Origin of the sequence: Arthrobacter sp. S39 (genome assembly GCF_004320525.1) — a bacterium.
In the GTDB taxonomy this organism is placed as follows: domain Bacteria; phylum Actinomycetota; class Actinomycetes; order Actinomycetales; family Micrococcaceae; genus Arthrobacter.
On record NZ_SIHX01000019.1, the window covers coordinates 17234 to 35321 of the forward strand.

Here is an 18088-nt window from a genome sequence, read left to right on the forward strand (position 1 = left end):
CTACTTCTGGGCTGCCAGTTGGTTGATCTTGTCCGCAGCGCCCTTGAACGCGGTGTCTATGCTTTCGTTGCCGAAAATCACTGACTTCGCATAGGCGGTGCGGAAGGTCTGCCAGACCTCCACCGAGTTGGCCACGTTCGGGACCTCAACGGTCCGTGCCGCCTGCTCGGCGAACTGGGTGTAGGCCGGGTTCTTGGCGAAGTAGTCCGCATAGGCCGTGGGGAGATCCTTGCGCATCGGCATCTGGCCGGTGTCGGTCAGCAGCTTGCCGTCCTGCTCCTTGCTGGTGGCAAACTTCATGACCTCCCACGCCGTGCCCTGGTTCTCGCAGGCGGAGTACATGGCCACGTTCTTGGCGTCGGAGAATGTTGAGGTCTCAGGGTTGGCTTCGGCGGCCGGAACCGGCACCGTGCCCCAGTTGATCTTGTCCTTGTAAGCGGCGATGGCCCAGGGGCCGGCGAGGGACATGGCTGCCTTGCCCTCGAGGAACGAGTCGCCCTGGTAGACCTCCTTGGACGCGAGGTTCTCCTTGTAAAGGGTCTCGAACATGGTGGCCACCTGCTTGCCCTGCTCGCTGTCGAAGGTGGCTTTGCCGTCCTTCACGAGCGGCGTGCCATCGGAGTTGGCGGCATAGAAGGAGTAGAAGTCGAACCAGGCCTGGAAGAAGTCACTGGCCGGTGAGGGCCACATGGCGTTGGGGGCAACTCCAGCGGACACCAGGGCCCTGGCGGTCTCCAGCAGTTCCTTGTGCGTGCCCAGTTTGGGCTTCTCCGGATCAAGGCCAGCTTTGGTGAACATGTCCTTGTTGTAGAAGAGGACTACGGGGTTGGACTTCCACGGCAGCTGGTACATCTTGCCGTCGGAGGACTTGTATTGGTCTGCCAGGTCCCCGGTGCGGTCCTTGATGTACTGCGCGCCGTCGGGGAATTCGTCCAGGGCCACGAGTCCGCCCTGCTTCTGGAAGCCCGGCACGGCCACCGGCGCGGTGTTGAAGACCAGGCAGGGTGCGTTGCCGGCGGTGATGGCGGCGCCGATGACCTCCTCGGAGCTCTTGCCGGCAGGGATCTCCTGCGCCTCGATCTTTTCGTCCGGGTGGGCGGAGTTCCACGATTCAACCATCGCCTTGCCCCATTTCACCTCGAACTCGTTGTTGGAGTACCAGATCTTGATGGGGCCCTTGGCGGAGGTCACGGAGTCGCCGCCCCCGCTTTCTCCGCCGCCGCCACCGCAGGCTGCCAGGCCGGCTCCCATCACGGTGAGGGCGGCCACTGACAATACACGCGTGGCTTTTGTAAAGCGCTTCATTGCGACTCCTTGGATCCTTGTGGGGATTTTTTCTGGGTTTTTGTGTTTGCGGGAACAGTTTTTGACAGGCGTGGGCTGTCTGAAAGTGGGCGCGGCTGAGCGCGCGTCCTGGTGCGTGGGTTAAGAGGTGGCGGGGGAGGATGCCCGTGGTTGGCCGGACGGGCGGGGCGGGCTGGACCTGCCGGCGGCGGGGACCGGGGCAGGGCCGGTGGAAGCACGGACCAGCAGCACGGGGGCCTGCAACTGGGTGTCTTCACCGGAGTGGGTGCCGTTGAGCTGGTTCAGGAGGGCCTGTGCAGCCGCGCGGCCCCAGAGCATGGGGTCGGTGGAAATAGTAGTGAGTGGAGGATTCAGGTATTGGGTGAACTCGGCGTTGTCATAGCCGGTCACGGAGAGGTCTCCGGGGACGGACAACCCCTGGGTCTGGGCGTAGGACTGGCCGGAGGTGGCCATCAGGTCGTTCGCGTAGACAATCGCCGTGGGGCGATCGGCCCGGCGGAGCAGCTCCGCCGTTGCAGCCACTCCTCCGGGGGCCGTGAAGTCAGCCTCGGCGAAGAGGTCCGTTGCCAGGCCGGCCTTGGCCATGGCGGCCGCCCAGGCCTCGCGCCTGCTGCGGCCGTGGATGTACTCCTGGGCCCCGCCGACGTGGCCGATGCGGACGTGGCCCAGCGCCACCAGGTGATCCACGGCTGCGGTGATGCCGTCGGTGTCGTCCATGGAGACTGCCGGGAACGGGGACTCCGCGTCGGGCCGGTTGAGGGTGACGGCAGGGAGTTTGAGTTCGCGCAGCAGCCCGATCCGGGAATCGTTGTGCCGCACGTCGGTGAGGATGACGCCGTCCACGCGGCCGCCGTCGGCCAGCTTGCGGTAGGCCCGCTCCTCCGCTCCGGGGGCCGTCGCGACGCTGAGGACGAGGGTGTAATCGTGCTCGGCCAGCGTGGTTTCGATGCCGGCAATAAACGCCGGGAAGAACGGATCCGTGCCGAGGAGCTTAGGGTCCCGGGCCACCACCAGCCCCAGCGCGTAGGCCTTCGCTGAGGACAGGCCCTTGGCGCGCAGGCTCGGCTTCCAGCCCAGTTCCTTGGCGACCTGGAGGATACGGTCGCGGGTGGCATCGCTGACGCCGGGCTGGCCGTTCAGGGCATACGACACGGCACCTTTGCTGACGCCGGCCGCCTGGGCGACGTCGCTGATGGTAACTGCCATGTTGTGTGGGCCCTTTGATGTTCGGGGTCCGGTGATTTGCATCACCTGAACCGGTTCAGTGATATCTACTAAACCGGTTCAGTTGTTAATTGTCAAGGTTTTTATCGTCAGTTTGCTTACTTTCCGCGTCACGCCGGGCATCCTTTTGGACCACGACGGCGGCACCGGCCGCGCGTTTCCGGGGAGCCCGCCGTCGTGCTTGCCCAAAAGCGTGCCGGGCGTGACGCCGGCGGCCGACCTAAGGCCGCTTAGACCCGGGCGAGCCCGGCGGCCTGGGCCAGCAGCTCCACGGAGCGGATCCTTGCTTCGGTCCCGGTGCTCTGGTGCGCGACGATGAGTTCGTCGGCGTCAGCGTGCCTGCCGAACTCGTCCAGGTATTCGATCACCGCATCCGGGGTGCCGACGGCGGAGTAGGTCATCATCTGCGACACGTGCTGGCCCTGCGGGGAATCCAGGATCATGTCGGCCTCGTCGTCGGTGAACTCGCGGCCGCCGCCGAAGAAGAGGGACACCCGGGCACGCTTGGTGGCCTGGAACGTTGCCTGCGCCTCGGCGGTGGTGTCCGCGGCAATGACGTTGACGCCGGCGATCACGTGGGGTGCGTCCAGCTGCGCGGACGGCTTGAATTCGCGGCGGTACACGGCCACGGCATCCTGCAGGGCGTTCGGCGCGAAGTGCGACGCGAACGCATAAGGCAGGCCCAACTGGGCAGCCAGGCGGGCGCCGAACAGCGAGGACCCGAGAATGTAGAGCGGAACGTTGGTCCCCTTGCCCGGAGTGGCCTCCACGCCCTGGATCCGGGTGGGGCCGGTGAGGTAGCCCTGAAGTTCCAGGACGTCCTGCGGGAAGCTGTCGGCGGACATCGGGTCCCGGCGCAGGGCGCGCATGGTGTTCTGGTCGCTGCCGGGGGCGCGGCCCAGGCCGAGGTCGATCCGGCCGGGGTGCAGCGTCTCCAGGGTGCCGAACTGCTCGGCGATGGTCAGTGGCGAGTGGTTGGGCAGCATGATGCCGCCGGCGCCCAGCCTGATCGTGTTCGTATGCGCGGCCACGTGGGCGATCAGTACGCTCGTGGCAGAGGAAGCGATGGAGGACATGTTGTGGTGCTCGGCGTACCAGATCCGGCGGTATCCCAATTCCTCGGCCCGCTGCGCCATGGCCACGCTGCCCGCGAAACTCTCCGCCGCCGTCTGGCCTCTGCCAATGGTTGCCAGGTCAAGAATGGAGAGCGGAAGAGTCACGTCGGTGCCGGCCTTTCAATGCGTTGTGTAGGGTGGGCCGGCCGGGTCGCGGCGGGCACACTGTGGACAACGACGGCGGCGCCCGGGTTATTTCTGCGGGCGGCGGTGGGGTGGCCCACACCGTTGATCCGGCAGGCCGGGAACGGGCAGCGGGGCGGTGGGCGCGCAGCAGGGGCCCGGCCTCGCGGCCGGACCCCTGCGGCTTGTCTAGCTCCTGCGCCTACTTCAGCTTGAAGTTGGCGCTGATGGAGCTGCCGTCGTTCGCTGTCATGGTGAGGCGGTAGCAGGTACCGGCACCGGTAGGCGTCTTCCAGTTGTAGATGAACTGGCCGCCAGTGGCGTCGTAGCGGAGCGACGTGCTGCCGGTTGCGGTTGTCTCGATTTCGTCGGTCGGGACCACCGGCGAGCACGAGATCTTGGCCATCGTGAACGACATTTGGCTGGGATCAGTGATCTCGGTGGCGCCGGCAAACACTTCGAACTTTGCCGGCACTGTGCTGCCGCCCTTGACGGTGTTCAGCACGCCGTTCATGTCCACCGGCTGGTAGAAGCCCTTGAGGGTCCAGGCCTTCACCGTATAGGGCTGCGTGACGCTGGTCGTGTTGCCCGCTTTGTCGGTGGCTGTGGCCGTCAGGGTGCGGGAACCGACTGCCGTGGAGTAGCCGCTGACAGTGCAGTCGGCGGCAAGGCCGGACAGGGAGTCAGAGGCTGTGCAGCCCGGCGCGGCGGGGGTGGAACCGAAGTAGCTCTCACCCAGGATGGAGCTGAAACCAACTTCCGGAGCGGTCTTGTCGACCTTGAAGCTGGCCGAGGCAGCGCCGGCAGACCTGACATTGCCGGCGACGTCTTCGAAGGCGGGGCTCGACACTTCGACGGCCTCGCCCTCGCCGGAGGACGTCACCTTCTTGGCTGCCTCCAATGGCCCGGACAGCGCGTCCGTTGCCGTGAACGTGGCCTCAACGTCGGTCTTGTACCACCCATTGGCGTTGGGTGCGGGCGACGCCGAGGTGTAGGAAACCTCAGGTGCCGTCTTGTCGATCTTGAACGAGTGGCTTGCGGTACCCGCGGCGGTGGTGTTGCCGGCGACGTCCGTAAATTCGGGGCTCCCAACGACGACGGCGTCGCCCTCACCGCTGGAGTAGCCGTAACCATCGGCCGACGCCGGGCCGGACGTTGCATCCGTGGCGGTGAACTGCGCCAGGACATCCGAAAGGTACCAGCCGTCATGGCCCAGGGTGCCGGTTGCACCGGCGTAGCCGACGCTGGGGGCGGTTCCATCCTTCTTGATGGACACGGTCACCGGGCCGGCGCTGCCACCACTGCTGCTGGCAGAGCATGAGTAGTCAGCGGGCAGCTGGTCAACTGCGATGGTTCCGTCCACGCAGCCGGCCTTGGACAGCGTGCTGGGCGAATCGGGCTCGGTCACGGTCCAGGTCAGCTGGACAGAGCTCCGGTACCAGCCTTCAAGTCCGTCCGGCGTCGCGGGGCTGAGCATGTAGCTGACCACGGGGGCGGAGGCATCAACGATGCTGTAGGTCACCGAGCTTGAGGCCGTCAGGCCGCCGCCGTCGGTGTAGGTGCAGCTGGCGGTCTGGGATCCGATGCCGTCGGCAGCGGCGGGGCCGGTGATGGCGCTAAGGGTGGCAGCCGGAGACCTAAGTCCGTCTTCGGCGTCGGTTACGTTGCAGACTGTTGTCGGAACTAACCCCTTGTTGTACGAGGCGCCGGTGGCCGTGCCGGTGATGTTCAGGACCGGGGCGGTGTTGGACGGCGCGGGGGCCGCGACATTCACCGTGAACGTGGCCGGCGCCAAGTTGAAAGTGCCGCCGGTAGTGTTGCTGCGTGGGCTTGCGCTCACACTGGCAGAACCCGGACCGACCGGGGTGATGGTCAAAGCCTGCGTGGCACCGCACGAGTTGAACGTGACGATGCTGGGAGAAACCGTCGCCACCGCCGTGTTGCTGGATGCGATATTCAGGGTGAGGAGGGTCGATCCCGTCAGGTTGCAGCCGGGCTTGATATCCCCACCGGTCGGATCTACTGCCAGCACCGTATTACCGCTACTGCCGCCTACATTCAGGGGCATGACCTCGGCCGTTGCGTCGATGTTTCCGTCGAGCGAGTTGTAAATATCGTCCGCGTAAACCACCCCCGCACTCGCGAGCAGGAGGCTACCCGCGGCTATCGCAGCTGCCGCCTTAGACCCTGCATGCCGAAGCAATTTCTTCCCAGGTCCCGTGTCGTGGATTACCGCTGAATACTTCATGGAATGCCCTCCCTCATCGCCGTGCGGCCAGTCCCGGACGCACCGTAGTCCCACCGTATGGACCACGTTCTGCTGGCACACGCGTAATCCCCACCCGTCTTTCCGGCCCGGGTACTCGTTTTCCCGGAGCCCGAACAGTGCGCTACTTGGTTTGCCCGGGCGGGGCCGCCAAAACCCACGCTGAGTACTCCGTAAACCGCCAAATATGACCGCCGCGGTCGTCCGGTTAACCGCCGTTACGCCCTGTATCTCCGGGTTTCGGCAGCTTTGATTCCCGGTCCGGGGCTGCCGGATAGTTGCAGCCAAGAACACCGTTCCGTTCCGCAAATTCAGCAATTCCCGAGGGGTAATCATGGCGAAATTCAGGGCAAGGCAGGCTGCCGGGGCAGCAGTCGTAATCACCACACTGCTGGCGCTGGCGGCATGCTCGGACCCGGGCGCAACGGCGGCGTCAGCACCGTCGTCGGGATCCACCGTGACCGCAGCGGGCAAGACGTTCAACCTGGCCCCTGAGCAGAACCGCGTCAAGGTGACGGTGGATGCCGAGGCCGCGGCGCTGGTCCCGGACGCCATCAAGGCGGACGGCAAGCTCACCGTGGTGAGCACCGGCGGCACGGCCCCGCTGAGCCTCTTCGCCACCGACAACAAGACGCTCATCGGCAGCGAGGTGGACATCGCCTTTGCGGTCGGTGAGACCCTCGGGCTGACCGTCGAGGTGCTTCCCGTGGCCTGGGCCGACTGGCCGCTGGGCGTCGAATCAGGCAAGTACGAGGCAGTCCTTTCCAACGTGACCGTCACCGAGGCGCGCAAGGAGAAGTTCGACTTCGCAAGCTACCGCAACGACCTCCTGGGCTTCTACGCCAAGACCGATTCCAGCATCGGCGAGATCAAGGAAGCCAAGGATGTTGCCGGCAAGCGCATCATCGTCGGCTCGGGCACCAACCAGGAAGCGATCCTGGTGCGCTGGGACGAAGAAAACAAGGCCAAGGGCCTCGCCCCGGTTGAGTTCCAGTATTACGACGACGACTCCGCCTCCACGCTGGCCCTCCAGTCCGGCCGGGCGGACCTGACATTCGCCCCGAACGCCGGCTCGGCCTACAAGGCAGCGAAGGACGGCAAAACCAAGGAAGTGGGCACGCTCAACGGCGGCTGGCCGCTGACCGCCGAAATTGCCTTCACCACGCAGAAGGGCAACGGCCTGGCGGTCGCCGCCCAGGCTGCCCTCAACCAGCTGATCGAGAATGGCGCCTACGCCGAGATCCTGGACCGCTGGGGCCTGTCATCGGAGGCCATCAAGAAGTCCGAACTGAACCCGCCGGGACTGCCCAATAAGTAAGGGGCCCTGTCCACCCGGAAAGTGCGTTCTTGGCGGGTTTGGCAATAGTCTGGCCAGATGGGGACAAAGACCGTGAACTCCGGCGAACAGATCGACAGGCAGTCGCGCATTCTCGAGGCGGCGCTCGATCTGCTGTCTCGCCACGGCATCTCAGGCGTGAGCATGCGTGCCGTGGCGCGCGAAGCCGGCGTCGCACTGGGCCTGGTGAACTACTACTACGACGATAAAACGAGCCTCATCCGGGCGGCCCTGCACCAGGTGGACGAGCAGGACCTCCAACTGGTGGCCCCGGACCCATCGTTGACGCCGGACGAACAGCTCCGCAAGGCCCTGCGGCGGGTTGCCGGCGCCGAGCTGCTGACCACCCGGTACCTGTCCCTGCGCCTGCACCTGTGGGCTCTCGCCCAGGCCGACGAAGGCTATGCCGAGATCAACGCTGCGGCCTTCGACCGGTACCTCGACGGCGTTGCCGCACTCGTATCCAACGCCAAACCCGAACTCTCCTGGGAGGAATGCCGGGAGCGGGCAGCGGACATCGTCGTTATACAGAACGGCATGTGGCTGACGTCGCTTCTGGGCGTGGACAACGCCTCCATCCAGCGCAGCATCGCCCGCACGGAGGAGATCGCCTTCGCCCCGAGCCGCAGGAGTACCAGCGGGGACGCAGCACTCAGGGAACTCTAAAGAACACGCCGTACGGCGGTGCAGTAGCGCACGTCACACTTGAACGAGTGTTCAAAAAAGTATTGAACACTCGTTCAACTTCCGTTACTGTCCTCCGTATGACTTACGCCACAACGTCGCATGACGTGACAGCATCCACCCTCTTCATCAACGGCTCGTGGGAGCCGGCCGCCTCCGGCGCGGTGCGCCACATCCACAACCCCGCCGACGGCGAGCTGGCCGCCACAGTGTCAGAGGCCGGCAGGGAAGATGCCGAGCGGGCCATCGCCGCAGCCCGGGCAGCCTTCGATTCCGGAATCTGGTCGAATGTCCCGGCCCCGGAGCGCGGCACATTCCTGCTCAAGGTCGCCGCCGAACTGCGCCAACGCCGGGAAAAATTCGCCCGCGCTGAATCACTGGACACCGGGAAGCGGATCGCCGAAAGCCGCATCGACATGGACGACATCGCCGCCTGCTTCGAATATTTCGGACGACTGGCCGGGCAGCAGGCCGGCCGCATGGTCGACGCCGGGGACCCCGCCGTCGTGAGCAAAATCGTCTACGAGCCCGTGGGCGTCTGCGGCCTGATCACGCCGTGGAACTACCCCCTGCTCCAGGCCGCCTGGAAGATCGCACCCGCGCTGGCCGCCGGCTGCACCTTCGTCCTTAAGCCCTCCGAGCTCACCCCGTCCACCGCCATCCTGGCCATGCAGCTGCTGCAGGACCTCGGCCTGCCGGACGGCGTCGCCAACCTGGTGACCGGAGCCGGTGCAGAGGCGGGGGCACCGCTCTCCGAACACCCCGACGTCGACCTGGTCTCCTTCACCGGCGGACTGGAAACCGGCAAGCGCATCGCCGCGGCCGCCGCCGGCACCGTGAAAAAGGTGGCGCTGGAGCTCGGCGGCAAGAACCCCAACGTCGTTTTTGCCGACGCGGACTTCGATGCCGCCGTCGACAACGCCCTGAACGGCGCGTTCGTCCACTCCGGACAGGTCTGCTCCGCCGGAGCCCGGCTGGTGGTGGAGGAATCCATCGCCGAACGCTTCGTCGACGAGTTGGTCCGCCGTGCGCAGGAAATCCGTCTGGGCGGCCCGTTCGACGAGGCCGCCGAAACAGGGCCGCTGATTTCCGCGGCCCACCGCGAGAAAGTCGACGCCTACGTCCAGCGCGGCATCCAGGAGGGCGCGCGGCTGCGGTGCGGCGGCGCGGCGCCCGTTGGGGAAAAGTTCGACGGCGGCTTCTACTACCAGCCGACCATCCTGGACCGCGTCCAAAGGGGAATGTCCGTGGTGGTGGATGAGGCCTTCGGCCCGGTGGTGACGGTCGAGACCTTCCGCACCGAGGACGAGGCCGTGGAAACTGCCAACGACACCATCTACGGACTTGCCGGCGCAGTCTGGACCCAGGACGCCGGCAAGGCGCAGCGCGTGGCATCCCGGCTGCGGCACGGCACCGTCTGGATCAACGACTACCACCCCTACCTGCCCCAGGCCGAGTGGGGCGGCTTCGGCCAGTCCGGCGTCGGCCGCGAGCTTGGCCCGACCGGCCTGGCCGAATACCAGGAAGCCAAGCACATCTACCAGAACACCAGCCCGCAGGTGACCGGCTGGTTCGCTGACCACGGCAAGGAGAACTAGATGCACGTCGACAACATCGAGGACCTCAGCGAGCGCGGATTCGACTACATCATCGTCGGCGGCGGATCCGCGGGGGCCGCCGTCGCTGCCCGGCTGAGCGAGGATCCGGAGGTGTCCGTGGCCCTCGTGGAGGCCGGCCCGGATGACCGCGGCCTGCCAGAGATCCTGCAGCTGGACCGCTGGATGGAGCTGCTGGAATCCGGCTACGACTGGGACTACCCGGTGGAACCGCAGGAGAACGGCAACTCCTTTATGCGCCACGCCCGCGCGAAGGTCATGGGCGGCTGCTCCAGCCACAACTCGTGCATCGCCTTCTGGGCCCCGCGCGAGGACCTGGACGAGTGGGAATCCAAGTACGGCGCCACGGGCTGGAACGCTGAAACCGCCTGGCCGCTCTACCAGCGGCTGGAAACCAACGAGGACGCCGGCCCGGACGCACCGCACCACGGCGACTCAGGCCCCGTGCACCTGATGAACGTGCCCCCGGTGGATCCTGCCGGCGTCGCGCTCCTGGACGCCTGCGAACAGACCGGCATCCCGCGGGCAAAGTTCAACACCGGAACCACGGTGGTCAACGGCGCCAACTTCTTCCAGATCAACCGCCGCGCGGACGGCACCCGGTCCTCCAGCTCGGTCTCCTACATCCACCCCATCATGGAGCGCGGAAACTTCACGCTGCTGACCGGCCTCCGCGCCCGCCAGCTGGTGTTCGACGCGGACAAGCGCTGCACGGGCGTGGACGTGGTGGACTCGGCGTTCGGCCGGACCCACCGGCTCTCCGCGCACCGCGAGGCCATCCTGTCCACCGGCGCCATCGACTCACCCAAGCTGCTGATGCTCTCCGGCATCGGCCCGGCAGCGCACCTCGCCCAGCACGGGATCGAGGTCCTGGTTGACTCCCCCGGCGTGGGCGAGCACCTGCAGGACCACCCCGAGGGCGTGGTGCAGTTCGAGGCCAGGCAGCCGATGGTCCAGACGTCAACGCAGTGGTGGGAAATCGGCATCTTCACCCCCACCGAGGAGGGCCTGGACCGCCCGGACCTGATGATGCACTACGGCTCCGTCCCGTTCGACATGAACACCCTGCGGCACGGCTACCCCACCACGGAGAACGGCTTCAGCCTCACCCCGAACGTCACGCACGCCCGCTCCCGCGGCACCGTGCGGCTGCGCAGCCGCGACTTCCGCGACAAGCCGATGGTGGACCCGCGCTACTTCACGGACCCGGACGGCCACGACATGCGGGTCATGGTGGCCGGCATCCGCAAAGCCCGCGAAATCGCCGCCCAGCCGGCCATGGCCGAATGGACCGGGCGGGAGCTTTCGCCGGGCGTCGAAGCCCAGACGGACGAGGAACTGCGGGATTACATCCGCAAGACGCACAACACCGTGTACCACCCGGTCGGCACCGTCCGCATGGGCGCGGCCGACGACGGGATGTCGCCGCTGGATCCCGAGCTGCGGGTCAAGGGCGTCACCGGGCTGCGCGTCGCGGACGCCTCCGTCATGCCTGAACACGTCACCGTAAACCCCAACATCACCGTCATGATGATCGGCGAGCGCTGCGCCGATCTCATCCGCGCGGATCACGCCGTTGCAGACGCCTTGGAAGAGAAGGAGCTCACCACATCCCTCGCCTGAGCGGCAGGTCTTAAGGGGGCCGTATTTCCCCAACAGCGACGGCCCCCCACACTCGTAATTCCGCCGCACCCCAGGGCGGCCGGTCATCACTATCGTGCTTTTTTGATTGAGGAGTCCAACTGATGGAACCCAGCAAGAGTATTGATTCAAGCGGCATGGACGAATTCGGCTATACCCAGACCCTGGACCGGAGCATCGGCAAGTTTGCCAGCTTTGCCGCCGGCGTCAGCTACATCTCCATCCTCACCGGCGTTTTCCAACTGTTCTATTTTGGTTTTTCCATGGCCGGCCCGGCATATGCCTGGTCCTGGCCCATTGTCTTCGTCGGCCAGCTGATGGTGGCTCTGTGTTTCGCCGAGCTGGCCGGCCGCTACCCCGTTGCGGGATCGGTCTACAACTGGGCTAAACGGCTGGCGACCGGAACCTCGGCATGGCTGGCGGGCTGGCTGCTGCTGCTGTCCTCCATCATGGCGCTGGGGGCCGTGGCACTGGCGCTGCAGCTCACATTGCCGCAGCTCTGGTCCGGCTTCCAGTTCGTCGGTGACGGCACCGGCCCGTACGACTTCGCCATGAACGGCGTTGTGCTGGCCACCATCATGATTACCATCTCCGCCCTCATCAACGCGTTCGGCGTAAAGCTCATGACCAGGATCAACAGCGTCGGCGTTTTCGTGGAACTGGTCGCAGCCGTCCTGCTGATCCTCGCCCTGGGCTGGCACGTGGTGCGCGGGCCTGAGGTCTTCTTCGACACCGCCGGTTACGGGGAAGGCCATGACCTGGGCTTCTTTGGCGTCTTCCTGATCGGTGCCATGGCCTCGGGCTATGTCATGTATGGCTTTGACACGGCCAGCTCCCTCGGGGAGGAAACCAAGGACCCCAAACGCACGGCACCCAAGGCCATCCTCCGGGCGGTCACGGCCTCGTTCCTGCTCGGTGGCCTGATCCTGCTTTTTGGCATCCTTGCCGCGCCGGACCTCACCGATCCCAAAGTGGGCTCGGCCGACGGCGGCCTGCAGTACATCGTGCTTTCCGTCCTGGGCGGACCCTTCGGCAAGGCCTTCCTCTCGTGCATCGTGGTGGCCGTGGTGGTCTGCACCCTGTCGGTCCACGCGGCCGCCATCCGGATGATGTTCGCCATGGCCCGGGACAACAACCTGCCGTTCAGCCGGCAGCTGAGCAAAGTGGATCCGGTCCGGCGAACCCCTACTGTTGCGGCCATCGTCATCGGCGTCCTGGCCATCATGCCACTGCTCATCAACGTTATGCAGCCGGCGATCTTCACGATTCTGTCCAGCATCAGCATCGTGCTGATTTACCTGTCCTACCTCCTGGTCACAGCACCCATGCTGCGCAACCGGCTCCTGGGGAGGTGGCCGGGCGATGATTCCGACGCCGGTTTCAGCATGGGCAAGTGGGGGCTTCCGGTGAACATCCTCGCGGTCCTGTGGGGCGGCGCCATGACGGTGAACCTGATCTGGCCGCGCCCGGAGATCTACAACTCGGTGCCGCCGTTCGAGTGGTACCTGCAGTGGGGCGGGGTGCTGTTCGTTGCCGCCGTTACGGTGGGCGGGGCCCTGCTGTACCGCCTGAAGATCCGGCACCAGACGGGCGTGCTGGCCGAGCACGCCGCGGCCGTCGCGGCACATCCGTCGTCGGGCCCCGCCGCGGAGTTAGCGTCGACTGAACCCGCAGTGGAGGGCGCCAAAGTGCCTTAGAGCAGATGGAACCTGGCGGATGAGAGCCGGCAGTTCCCAGGAAGGGTCGACGCGCCCCACGGCACCAGGTGGGTCGGTGTAAGTGTGCCCCTGCCGTGTTGGCAGGGGCACACTTAAATGATCAGGCCTTCCGGAGAGCGTCCACCGGAACGTCGAGGCTAGGGTCCGGGCTGGCACCGTGCATGGGTTCGAATGCGTCGGCTCCGTTTTCCTCCAGCCACTGATACTGGATGACTTCGTCGGCGGCCCTCCAGCGGGAGGGCGTCGCGGAGTTCAACCAGTCGAGGGGTTCGATGCCGCCAGGTGTTCCGCCATCGAGTGCCAAGCGAATGCCCGCGGCGAGGTCTTCGTCCACCGCGGAAGTTCGCGTAGCTGGATCAACGGAGACAAAGAGTGCCGTGCCGCTGCGTGCGATCAGGTCAAGGAACTGCCGGTTCAATGCCCAGTCTGTCGTGGGTGTGCTTGCGACGCAGTCGGCATCAGCAGTAAAGAAGGATCCGTGCTGGGCGAGCCGGAAGGCTAAGGTGTTGACTCCTACACGTCGTGTCCGGTTCCAATCAATGCCCGAGGTGTCGTCACCGATGCGCTGCGCGTGGACAAGGCCGGCGGCAAGGTGGCCGACGACGTCGCATCCGAGGATCAGGGAATGGCCTGCAGCGTTTCGGACGGTCTCATAGAAGCCGACAAGCGCTTCGGCGCTTGTTCGGCTCGGGTCGTAAAGGGCTGGACCGGCCGTGGGGTTTGCGCCCATGTCCGGGCCCCACTGCCCGAGAAGGTCGTACGTGGAGAAGTCATGCTTGATCAGCTCATAGCCCCACTCGCTCAGGCGGCTGATGTCGCTCGCGACAAGATCGAGCACCTGAGGTGATGTGGGATCCAGCGCGATCGCTCCGTCACGCGGCCCTCGCGCGCCTCGTACTGCGGGGTCGCGCGTGAGGAGGGGGCGGTACCAAATGCCGGGTCGTGCCCCTTGTTCCCGGATCGCGGCGGCTGCTGCTGGCATGTCCGGAAACTCAACCTGCCTGCCTCGGGTCCACGGCCCAGGCGAGGCGGCCAGTCCGTCGGCGGTGCCCTCGGGGCTCCAGCCGTCATCGATAACACCAAAGGGCCGCACGTGGTGGTCCCCGGCAAGGTCGGAAATCATTCTCGCGTCACGGACTACGGCGTCCAGACCAAAATCCCGGCCGTAAGCGTAGTACCAGTTGTTGGCCCCAACGAGCGGCCCGGACGGGACAAGCGGGTCCGAGCAAAGCGTGCGCATGAGTTCGCACTGGACGGCGAATGGTCCGGACGCACCCTCAACCCACCGGACAGTGGCCGCATGGATCGCCCGGTCTCCGGGTCGCACGGCCGCGCCACCGCTGCGAACGTCCAGCGTCAAGGTCACACCCTGGGAATCAACCTGCCAGAAGGCGAAAGCGCCGCCCCGGACCTCGACCCCGTACCCCTTGGTGCCTCCGGACTGAGGGTCGTGGACAAGGGCCGTCCACGGCAGAACGCGCTCGGGCCGCACGGAGCACCATTCAAGGTCGCCATAGGTGCGCTCCCATGCATCGCCCAGGACAAGCGCAGTAGCTGAAGTCGCATGACGCCACCGCATCGCGACGCGGGCAACGGTGCCGGTAGATGCCACTTCGACACGAAGCCCCATCCCATCCGCTGTCAGGTTCACTTCGATGCCGGAGCGTGCGGCTTGAGCAAATGGCCCGCCACTGGAAGTTTGGACGCGAACGCTTGTCGGGGTGGGTACTGACAACTCTGTCATGGGATTCCTTACTGTGTCTGGAGGTGGCCGGATTTCAAAAACCAAAGACCTCACCGATCAATTTGTACTGACAATAAATCAAACCTTGCATCACAAATGTTACACGTGTAACAATCTTCGTATCAATAGCTTGGAGCCGAAATGGCCCGGGCCCGAATACTGACAAAGGAGTCACTGTGAACGTCAATGTTGGCCTGGCACCTATCCCGACGGGGCCGGATGGCTCGAGGGCCTCGATCTTCAACGGCCTCGCCGACTCGATCTGGTCAGGTTCAAAAAACAAGAACGCGGCGGCCAAGTGGGTCGAGTACCTTACCTCCCCGGCATGCCAGGATGTGGTGGGGCAGCAAGGAGTGGTGTTCCCGGCGATAGCCAGTGGCACGAGGAATGCCCAGGCAACTTTTGCCGGGCGCGACATCGACGTGAAATCATTCACTCAGCACGTCGAAGACAAGAGTCCTGTACCCGATTTCGGACAACGCTGCGAAATCGCGACCATTATGCCGCCTGCCGTCGATGCCGTGCTGGAAGGCTAAGCGGACCCGTCATCGCTCACGGCGGCCAACGCCCAAGTGAACGCGCTGTTCAAATAACGGATGGGGGGCCGAGGTATCCGGGCCCCCTCACCGCAAAGGAGAGGAACCACTTGCCTGACGAATCCCCTGCCCGGAAGCAACCTACCCGCAATGACGTTGCGGAACGCGCCAAGGTCAGTACTGCCATCGTCAGCCACGTGGTAACGGGCGCCAAACGCGTTTCACCCGAGTACACCCGTCGTGTCCTGGCCGCCATCGACGAGCTCGGATACCGCCCCAACAAGAATGCCCGGGCGCTCCGCACCGGCCGCACCGAAGTGCTCGCACTGCTCATCCCTGACGTCAGCAACCCTTACTACGCTGAATTCGCACTTCAAATCGAGATCGCAGCCTCCGAACGCGGCCATGTGCTCATCACCGCCAACACACATGATGACCCTGAAGTGGAGCTCCGGCTGCTCAGAGAGATGGGCTCACGAAATGTCGACGGGATCATCATCGCGAGCGTTTTCCACGGCAACCAGCCGCGGCCTCCGGAATACGGAGAAATCCCGACACTCCTGATCGACGCGTTCCAGCCGGCCGACGGGCTGCCAACCATCGGCCTGAATGCTACTGAAAGCGCAAAGACCATAGTCCAACACCTCGCCGAGGTGCACCGCTGCGTCTCGATCGCACTGGCAATGGGGCCCAGCTCAGGACCCACAGACCCGGCAGACCCACGAAAAATCGGCTGGGCCGAGGCGCTTACCGCAGCCGGCCTCCCGATGGGGCAAGTCTCGGCCTTGGGCTGGACGAGAGAAGACGGCCGGCAAGCAGCGAAACGCCTTCTCACAGGCCCCTCCCGCCCGGACGCCATCTTCGCAGCCTCCGACCAAATAGGGATTGGCCTTATCCGAGGTGTTGCCGATTTGGGACTCCGTGTCCCCGAGGACGTCAAAGTCATATCCTACGACGGCACCTTGGAGACAGCTTTCACCGTGCCACGTCTGACCACCCTCCAGCAGCCCATCCAGGAGATGGCACGGTCGGCTATCGACACCATCATCGACTACACACCCCAGAGAGCACTGCACACCGTCTTCCAGGGCGAACTGGTTCTCCGAGAGTCATGCGGATGCGGCGATCCGACACCAAAACCGATCCCAAAACACCCATAAACAAGGAGGTCCACAGTCTCCTAGGGTGCGCATATGGCGGGGCTCAAGGGCGACCCGCTGGGATCCACACAGCAACTCTTACAGCCGATGCTCCCACACCGTCAGCTGCAGCTGCACACTCCCCCGGGAAGGGACGGCGGCAGCGTCCCCCGCGCCGCCGCCGTCGAACACCCCAAGGAAGCTGCGGCGGGAGGTAAGGAACCAGCGCCGCAGCCACCCGCCGGGGCGGTCCACACTCATGATGCGCGGACGGCTTCGGCAGTTTCGTCAGCAGTGCGAACGGGAGTTTCCAGGCCCAGGTTTTCCCGCAGGGTGCTCCCCCGGTACTCCGTCGGGTAGACGCCGCGCTCCTGCAGTTCCGGCACCAGGTGGTTCACGATGTCATCCAGGCCGGAAGGGACCAGCCACGGCGAGATGTTGAAGCCGTCCACCGCGCCAACCCGTGCGAACTCTGCCAGCTGGTCCGCCACAGCTGAGTACGAACCTGTGAAGGTGGCGTCCACGCGGGCTGTGCGGGAGGTGACGAACTGGCGGATGGAGAGGCCCTTGTCCTTGGCCTCCGCCCGCCACTGGTCCGCCAGCTGCCGGGCTTTGGCACCGTGGAAGCCGCTGCCGCGGGTCTCGGAGGTTTCCTCCACCACGGGATCAATCTCCGGAAGCGGCCCGTCCGGATCGTATTCGGACAGTTCGCGGCCCCAGAACTGCTCCAGGTACGCCACGGCCTGCTGCGGACCGATCTGCAGGCCGCGCACCCACTCCTTCTTCGCCGCCGCCTCCTCAGCCGTGGGTGCCAGGATGAATTCGCTGGCCGGCATGATCTGCACCGCGTTTGCTCCACGCCCGGCCGCAAGCGAGCGAGCCACGAGGTCCTTGCGGAACTCGACGGCGGCATCGAACTTCGGGTGGGCCGAGAAGATGACATCCGCCTGGCGGGCAGCGAAGTCGCGGCCTTCCGGGGAGTCGCCGGCCTGGAAGAGCACGGGCCGGTACTGCGCACTCCGAGGCAGCCGCGGGGTCACGTCCACCGTGTAGTGCTGCCCTTCATGGAGCACCCGGCGCGCGGGACCCTCCGCGGTTTCCCAGGAATCCCAGATGCGCTTGGCCGTCTCCACGAATGCTTCGGCGTGCCTGTAACGGTCTGCATGGTCCAGGTACCCGCCGCGGCGGAAGTTGGCCCCGGTCCAGGCATTGTCCGTGGTGACGATGTTCCACGCCGCGCGGCCACCTGAGATCAGGTCCAGTGACGCGAGCCGGTGTGCCAGGTCGGCGGGGTCGTTGTACGTGGTGTTCTGGGTGGCCACCAGGCCGATGTTGGTGGTCACGGAAGCCAGCGCCGCCAGCATGGTCTGCGCGTCCGGCCGGCCCACCACGTCCAGGGCGTGCGGCCTGCCGAGGTGTTCCCGCAGGCGGAGGCCTTCACCCAGGAAGAACGCCGCAAACAGCCCGCGCTCGGCCGTCTGTGCAATCCGGCGGAACGATTCGAAGTCGGTCTGCGAACCGGATTCGGCTGCCTTCCAGATGGTTCCGGAGTTGACGCCCTGGAAAAAGACGCCGAACTGCAGCTTGCCCGTCGGCACAAAAACGTCGGATTTAGCACGATTGTGCTGTGTCATGGTCTTC

At 65.4% G+C, this 18088-nt stretch carries 14 protein-coding genes; 7 read left to right on the top strand and 7 right to left on the bottom strand.

Annotated features, from left to right (window positions below):
* The 4 genes from EYS21_RS21885 to EYS21_RS21900 all read right to left on the bottom strand — a co-directional run bounded on the left by EYS21_RS21885 (position 1) and on the right by EYS21_RS21900 (position 5898).
* Complete coding sequence (locus EYS21_RS21885) at positions 1 to 1305, bottom strand: extracellular solute-binding protein (protein ID WP_131135355.1); 1305 nt, start codon at positions 1303 to 1305, stop codon at positions 1 to 3.
* 120 nt (positions 1306 to 1425) lie between these two features.
* The gene (locus tag EYS21_RS21890) at positions 1426 to 2511 is read right to left on the bottom strand and encodes a LacI family DNA-binding transcriptional regulator (RefSeq protein WP_131135356.1); all 1086 of its coding nucleotides are present in this window, start codon (positions 2509 to 2511) and stop codon (positions 1426 to 1428) included.
* A gap of 248 nt (positions 2512 to 2759) precedes the next feature.
* Positions 2760 to 3749: an LLM class flavin-dependent oxidoreductase gene (locus EYS21_RS21895; protein ID WP_131135357.1), complete on the bottom strand. Its 990-nt coding sequence runs from the start codon at positions 3747 to 3749 to the stop codon at positions 2760 to 2762.
* Between the two features lie 220 nt (positions 3750 to 3969).
* Positions 3970 to 5898, bottom strand: a complete 1929-nt coding sequence (locus EYS21_RS21900; protein ID WP_131135358.1) for a PxKF domain-containing protein — start codon at positions 5896 to 5898, stop codon at positions 3970 to 3972.
* Positions 5899 to 6367: 469 nt separating this feature from the next.
* On the opposite strand from EYS21_RS21900, the gene EYS21_RS21905 reads away from it, so the two are divergent.
* From EYS21_RS21905 to EYS21_RS21925, 5 genes are all read left to right on the top strand, one after another.
* Complete coding sequence (locus EYS21_RS21905; protein ID WP_131135359.1) at positions 6368 to 7351, top strand: ABC transporter substrate-binding protein; 984 nt, start codon at positions 6368 to 6370, stop codon at positions 7349 to 7351.
* A 57-nt stretch (positions 7352 to 7408) separates the two neighbouring features.
* Entirely contained in the window at positions 7409 to 8035 is a 627-nt protein-coding gene (locus EYS21_RS21910) for a TetR/AcrR family transcriptional regulator (RefSeq protein WP_131135360.1), read from the top strand.
* Between the two features lie 98 nt (positions 8036 to 8133).
* The gene (locus EYS21_RS21915) at positions 8134 to 9651 is read left to right on the top strand and encodes an aldehyde dehydrogenase family protein (RefSeq protein ID WP_131135361.1); all 1518 of its coding nucleotides are present in this window, start codon (positions 8134 to 8136) and stop codon (positions 9649 to 9651) included.
* Positions 9652 to 11292 (top strand): GMC oxidoreductase, encoded by a 1641-nt coding sequence (locus EYS21_RS21920; protein WP_131135362.1) that lies wholly within the window; start codon positions 9652 to 9654, stop codon positions 11290 to 11292.
* 122 nt (positions 11293 to 11414) lie between these two features.
* Positions 11415 to 13007: an amino acid permease gene (locus EYS21_RS21925; RefSeq protein WP_242633561.1), complete on the top strand. Its 1593-nt coding sequence runs from the start codon at positions 11415 to 11417 to the stop codon at positions 13005 to 13007.
* 121 nt (positions 13008 to 13128) lie between these two features.
* Here EYS21_RS21925 and EYS21_RS21930 read toward each other — a convergent pair whose 3' ends face one another.
* Positions 13129 to 14772 carry a hypothetical protein gene (locus EYS21_RS21930; protein ID WP_207307857.1) on the bottom strand — a complete coding sequence of 548 codons (1644 nt, stop codon included), beginning with the start codon at positions 14770 to 14772 and terminating at the stop codon, positions 13129 to 13131.
* Between the two features lie 125 nt (positions 14773 to 14897).
* Here EYS21_RS21930 and EYS21_RS21935 point away from each other — a divergent pair, with 125 nt between their 5' ends.
* Positions 14898 to 15308, top strand: a complete 411-nt coding sequence (locus EYS21_RS21935) for an extracellular solute-binding protein (protein ID WP_242633563.1) — start codon at positions 14898 to 14900, stop codon at positions 15306 to 15308.
* 110 nt (positions 15309 to 15418) lie between these two features.
* Positions 15419 to 16468: a LacI family DNA-binding transcriptional regulator gene (locus EYS21_RS21940; RefSeq protein ID WP_165478381.1), complete on the top strand. Its 1050-nt coding sequence runs from the start codon at positions 15419 to 15421 to the stop codon at positions 16466 to 16468.
* Between the two features lie 78 nt (positions 16469 to 16546).
* On the opposite strand, the gene EYS21_RS23505 is transcribed toward EYS21_RS21940, so the two are convergent.
* Both EYS21_RS23505 and EYS21_RS21945 read right to left on the bottom strand, forming a co-directional pair.
* Entirely contained in the window at positions 16547 to 16708 is a 162-nt protein-coding gene (locus tag EYS21_RS23505; RefSeq protein ID WP_165478382.1) for a hypothetical protein, read from the bottom strand.
* The gene (locus EYS21_RS21945) at positions 16705 to 18081 is read right to left on the bottom strand and encodes an NtaA/DmoA family FMN-dependent monooxygenase (RefSeq protein WP_131135364.1); all 1377 of its coding nucleotides are present in this window, start codon (positions 18079 to 18081) and stop codon (positions 16705 to 16707) included. Before EYS21_RS21945 ends, EYS21_RS23505 begins: the two co-directional genes overlap by 4 nt.
* Between the last annotated feature and the right edge of the window lie 7 nt (positions 18082 to 18088).

Coding starts and splice junctions, on each gene's coding strand:
- EYS21_RS21885 (WP_131135355.1), bottom strand. CDS start 1,305: ATGAAGCGCTTTACAAAAGCCACGCGTGTATTGTCAGTGGCCGCCCTC.
- EYS21_RS21890 (WP_131135356.1), bottom strand. CDS start 2,511: ATGGCAGTTACCATCAGCGACGTCGCCCAGGCGGCCGGCGTCAGCAAA.
- EYS21_RS21905 (WP_131135359.1), top strand. CDS start 6,368: ATGGCGAAATTCAGGGCAAGGCAGGCTGCCGGGGCAGCAGTCGTAATC.
- EYS21_RS21910 (WP_131135360.1), top strand. CDS start 7,409: ATGGGGACAAAGACCGTGAACTCCGGCGAACAGATCGACAGGCAGTCG.
- EYS21_RS21915 (WP_131135361.1), top strand. CDS start 8,134: ATGACTTACGCCACAACGTCGCATGACGTGACAGCATCCACCCTCTTC.
- EYS21_RS21920 (WP_131135362.1), top strand. CDS start 9,652: ATGCACGTCGACAACATCGAGGACCTCAGCGAGCGCGGATTCGACTAC.
- EYS21_RS21925 (WP_242633561.1), top strand. CDS start 11,415: ATGGAACCCAGCAAGAGTATTGATTCAAGCGGCATGGACGAATTCGGC.
- EYS21_RS21930 (WP_207307857.1), bottom strand. CDS start 14,772: ATGACAGAGTTGTCAGTACCCACCCCGACAAGCGTTCGCGTCCAAACT.
- EYS21_RS23505 (WP_165478382.1), bottom strand. CDS start 16,708: ATGAGTGTGGACCGCCCCGGCGGGTGGCTGCGGCGCTGGTTCCTTACC.
- EYS21_RS21945 (WP_131135364.1), bottom strand. CDS start 18,081: ATGACACAGCACAATCGTGCTAAATCCGACGTTTTTGTGCCGACGGGC.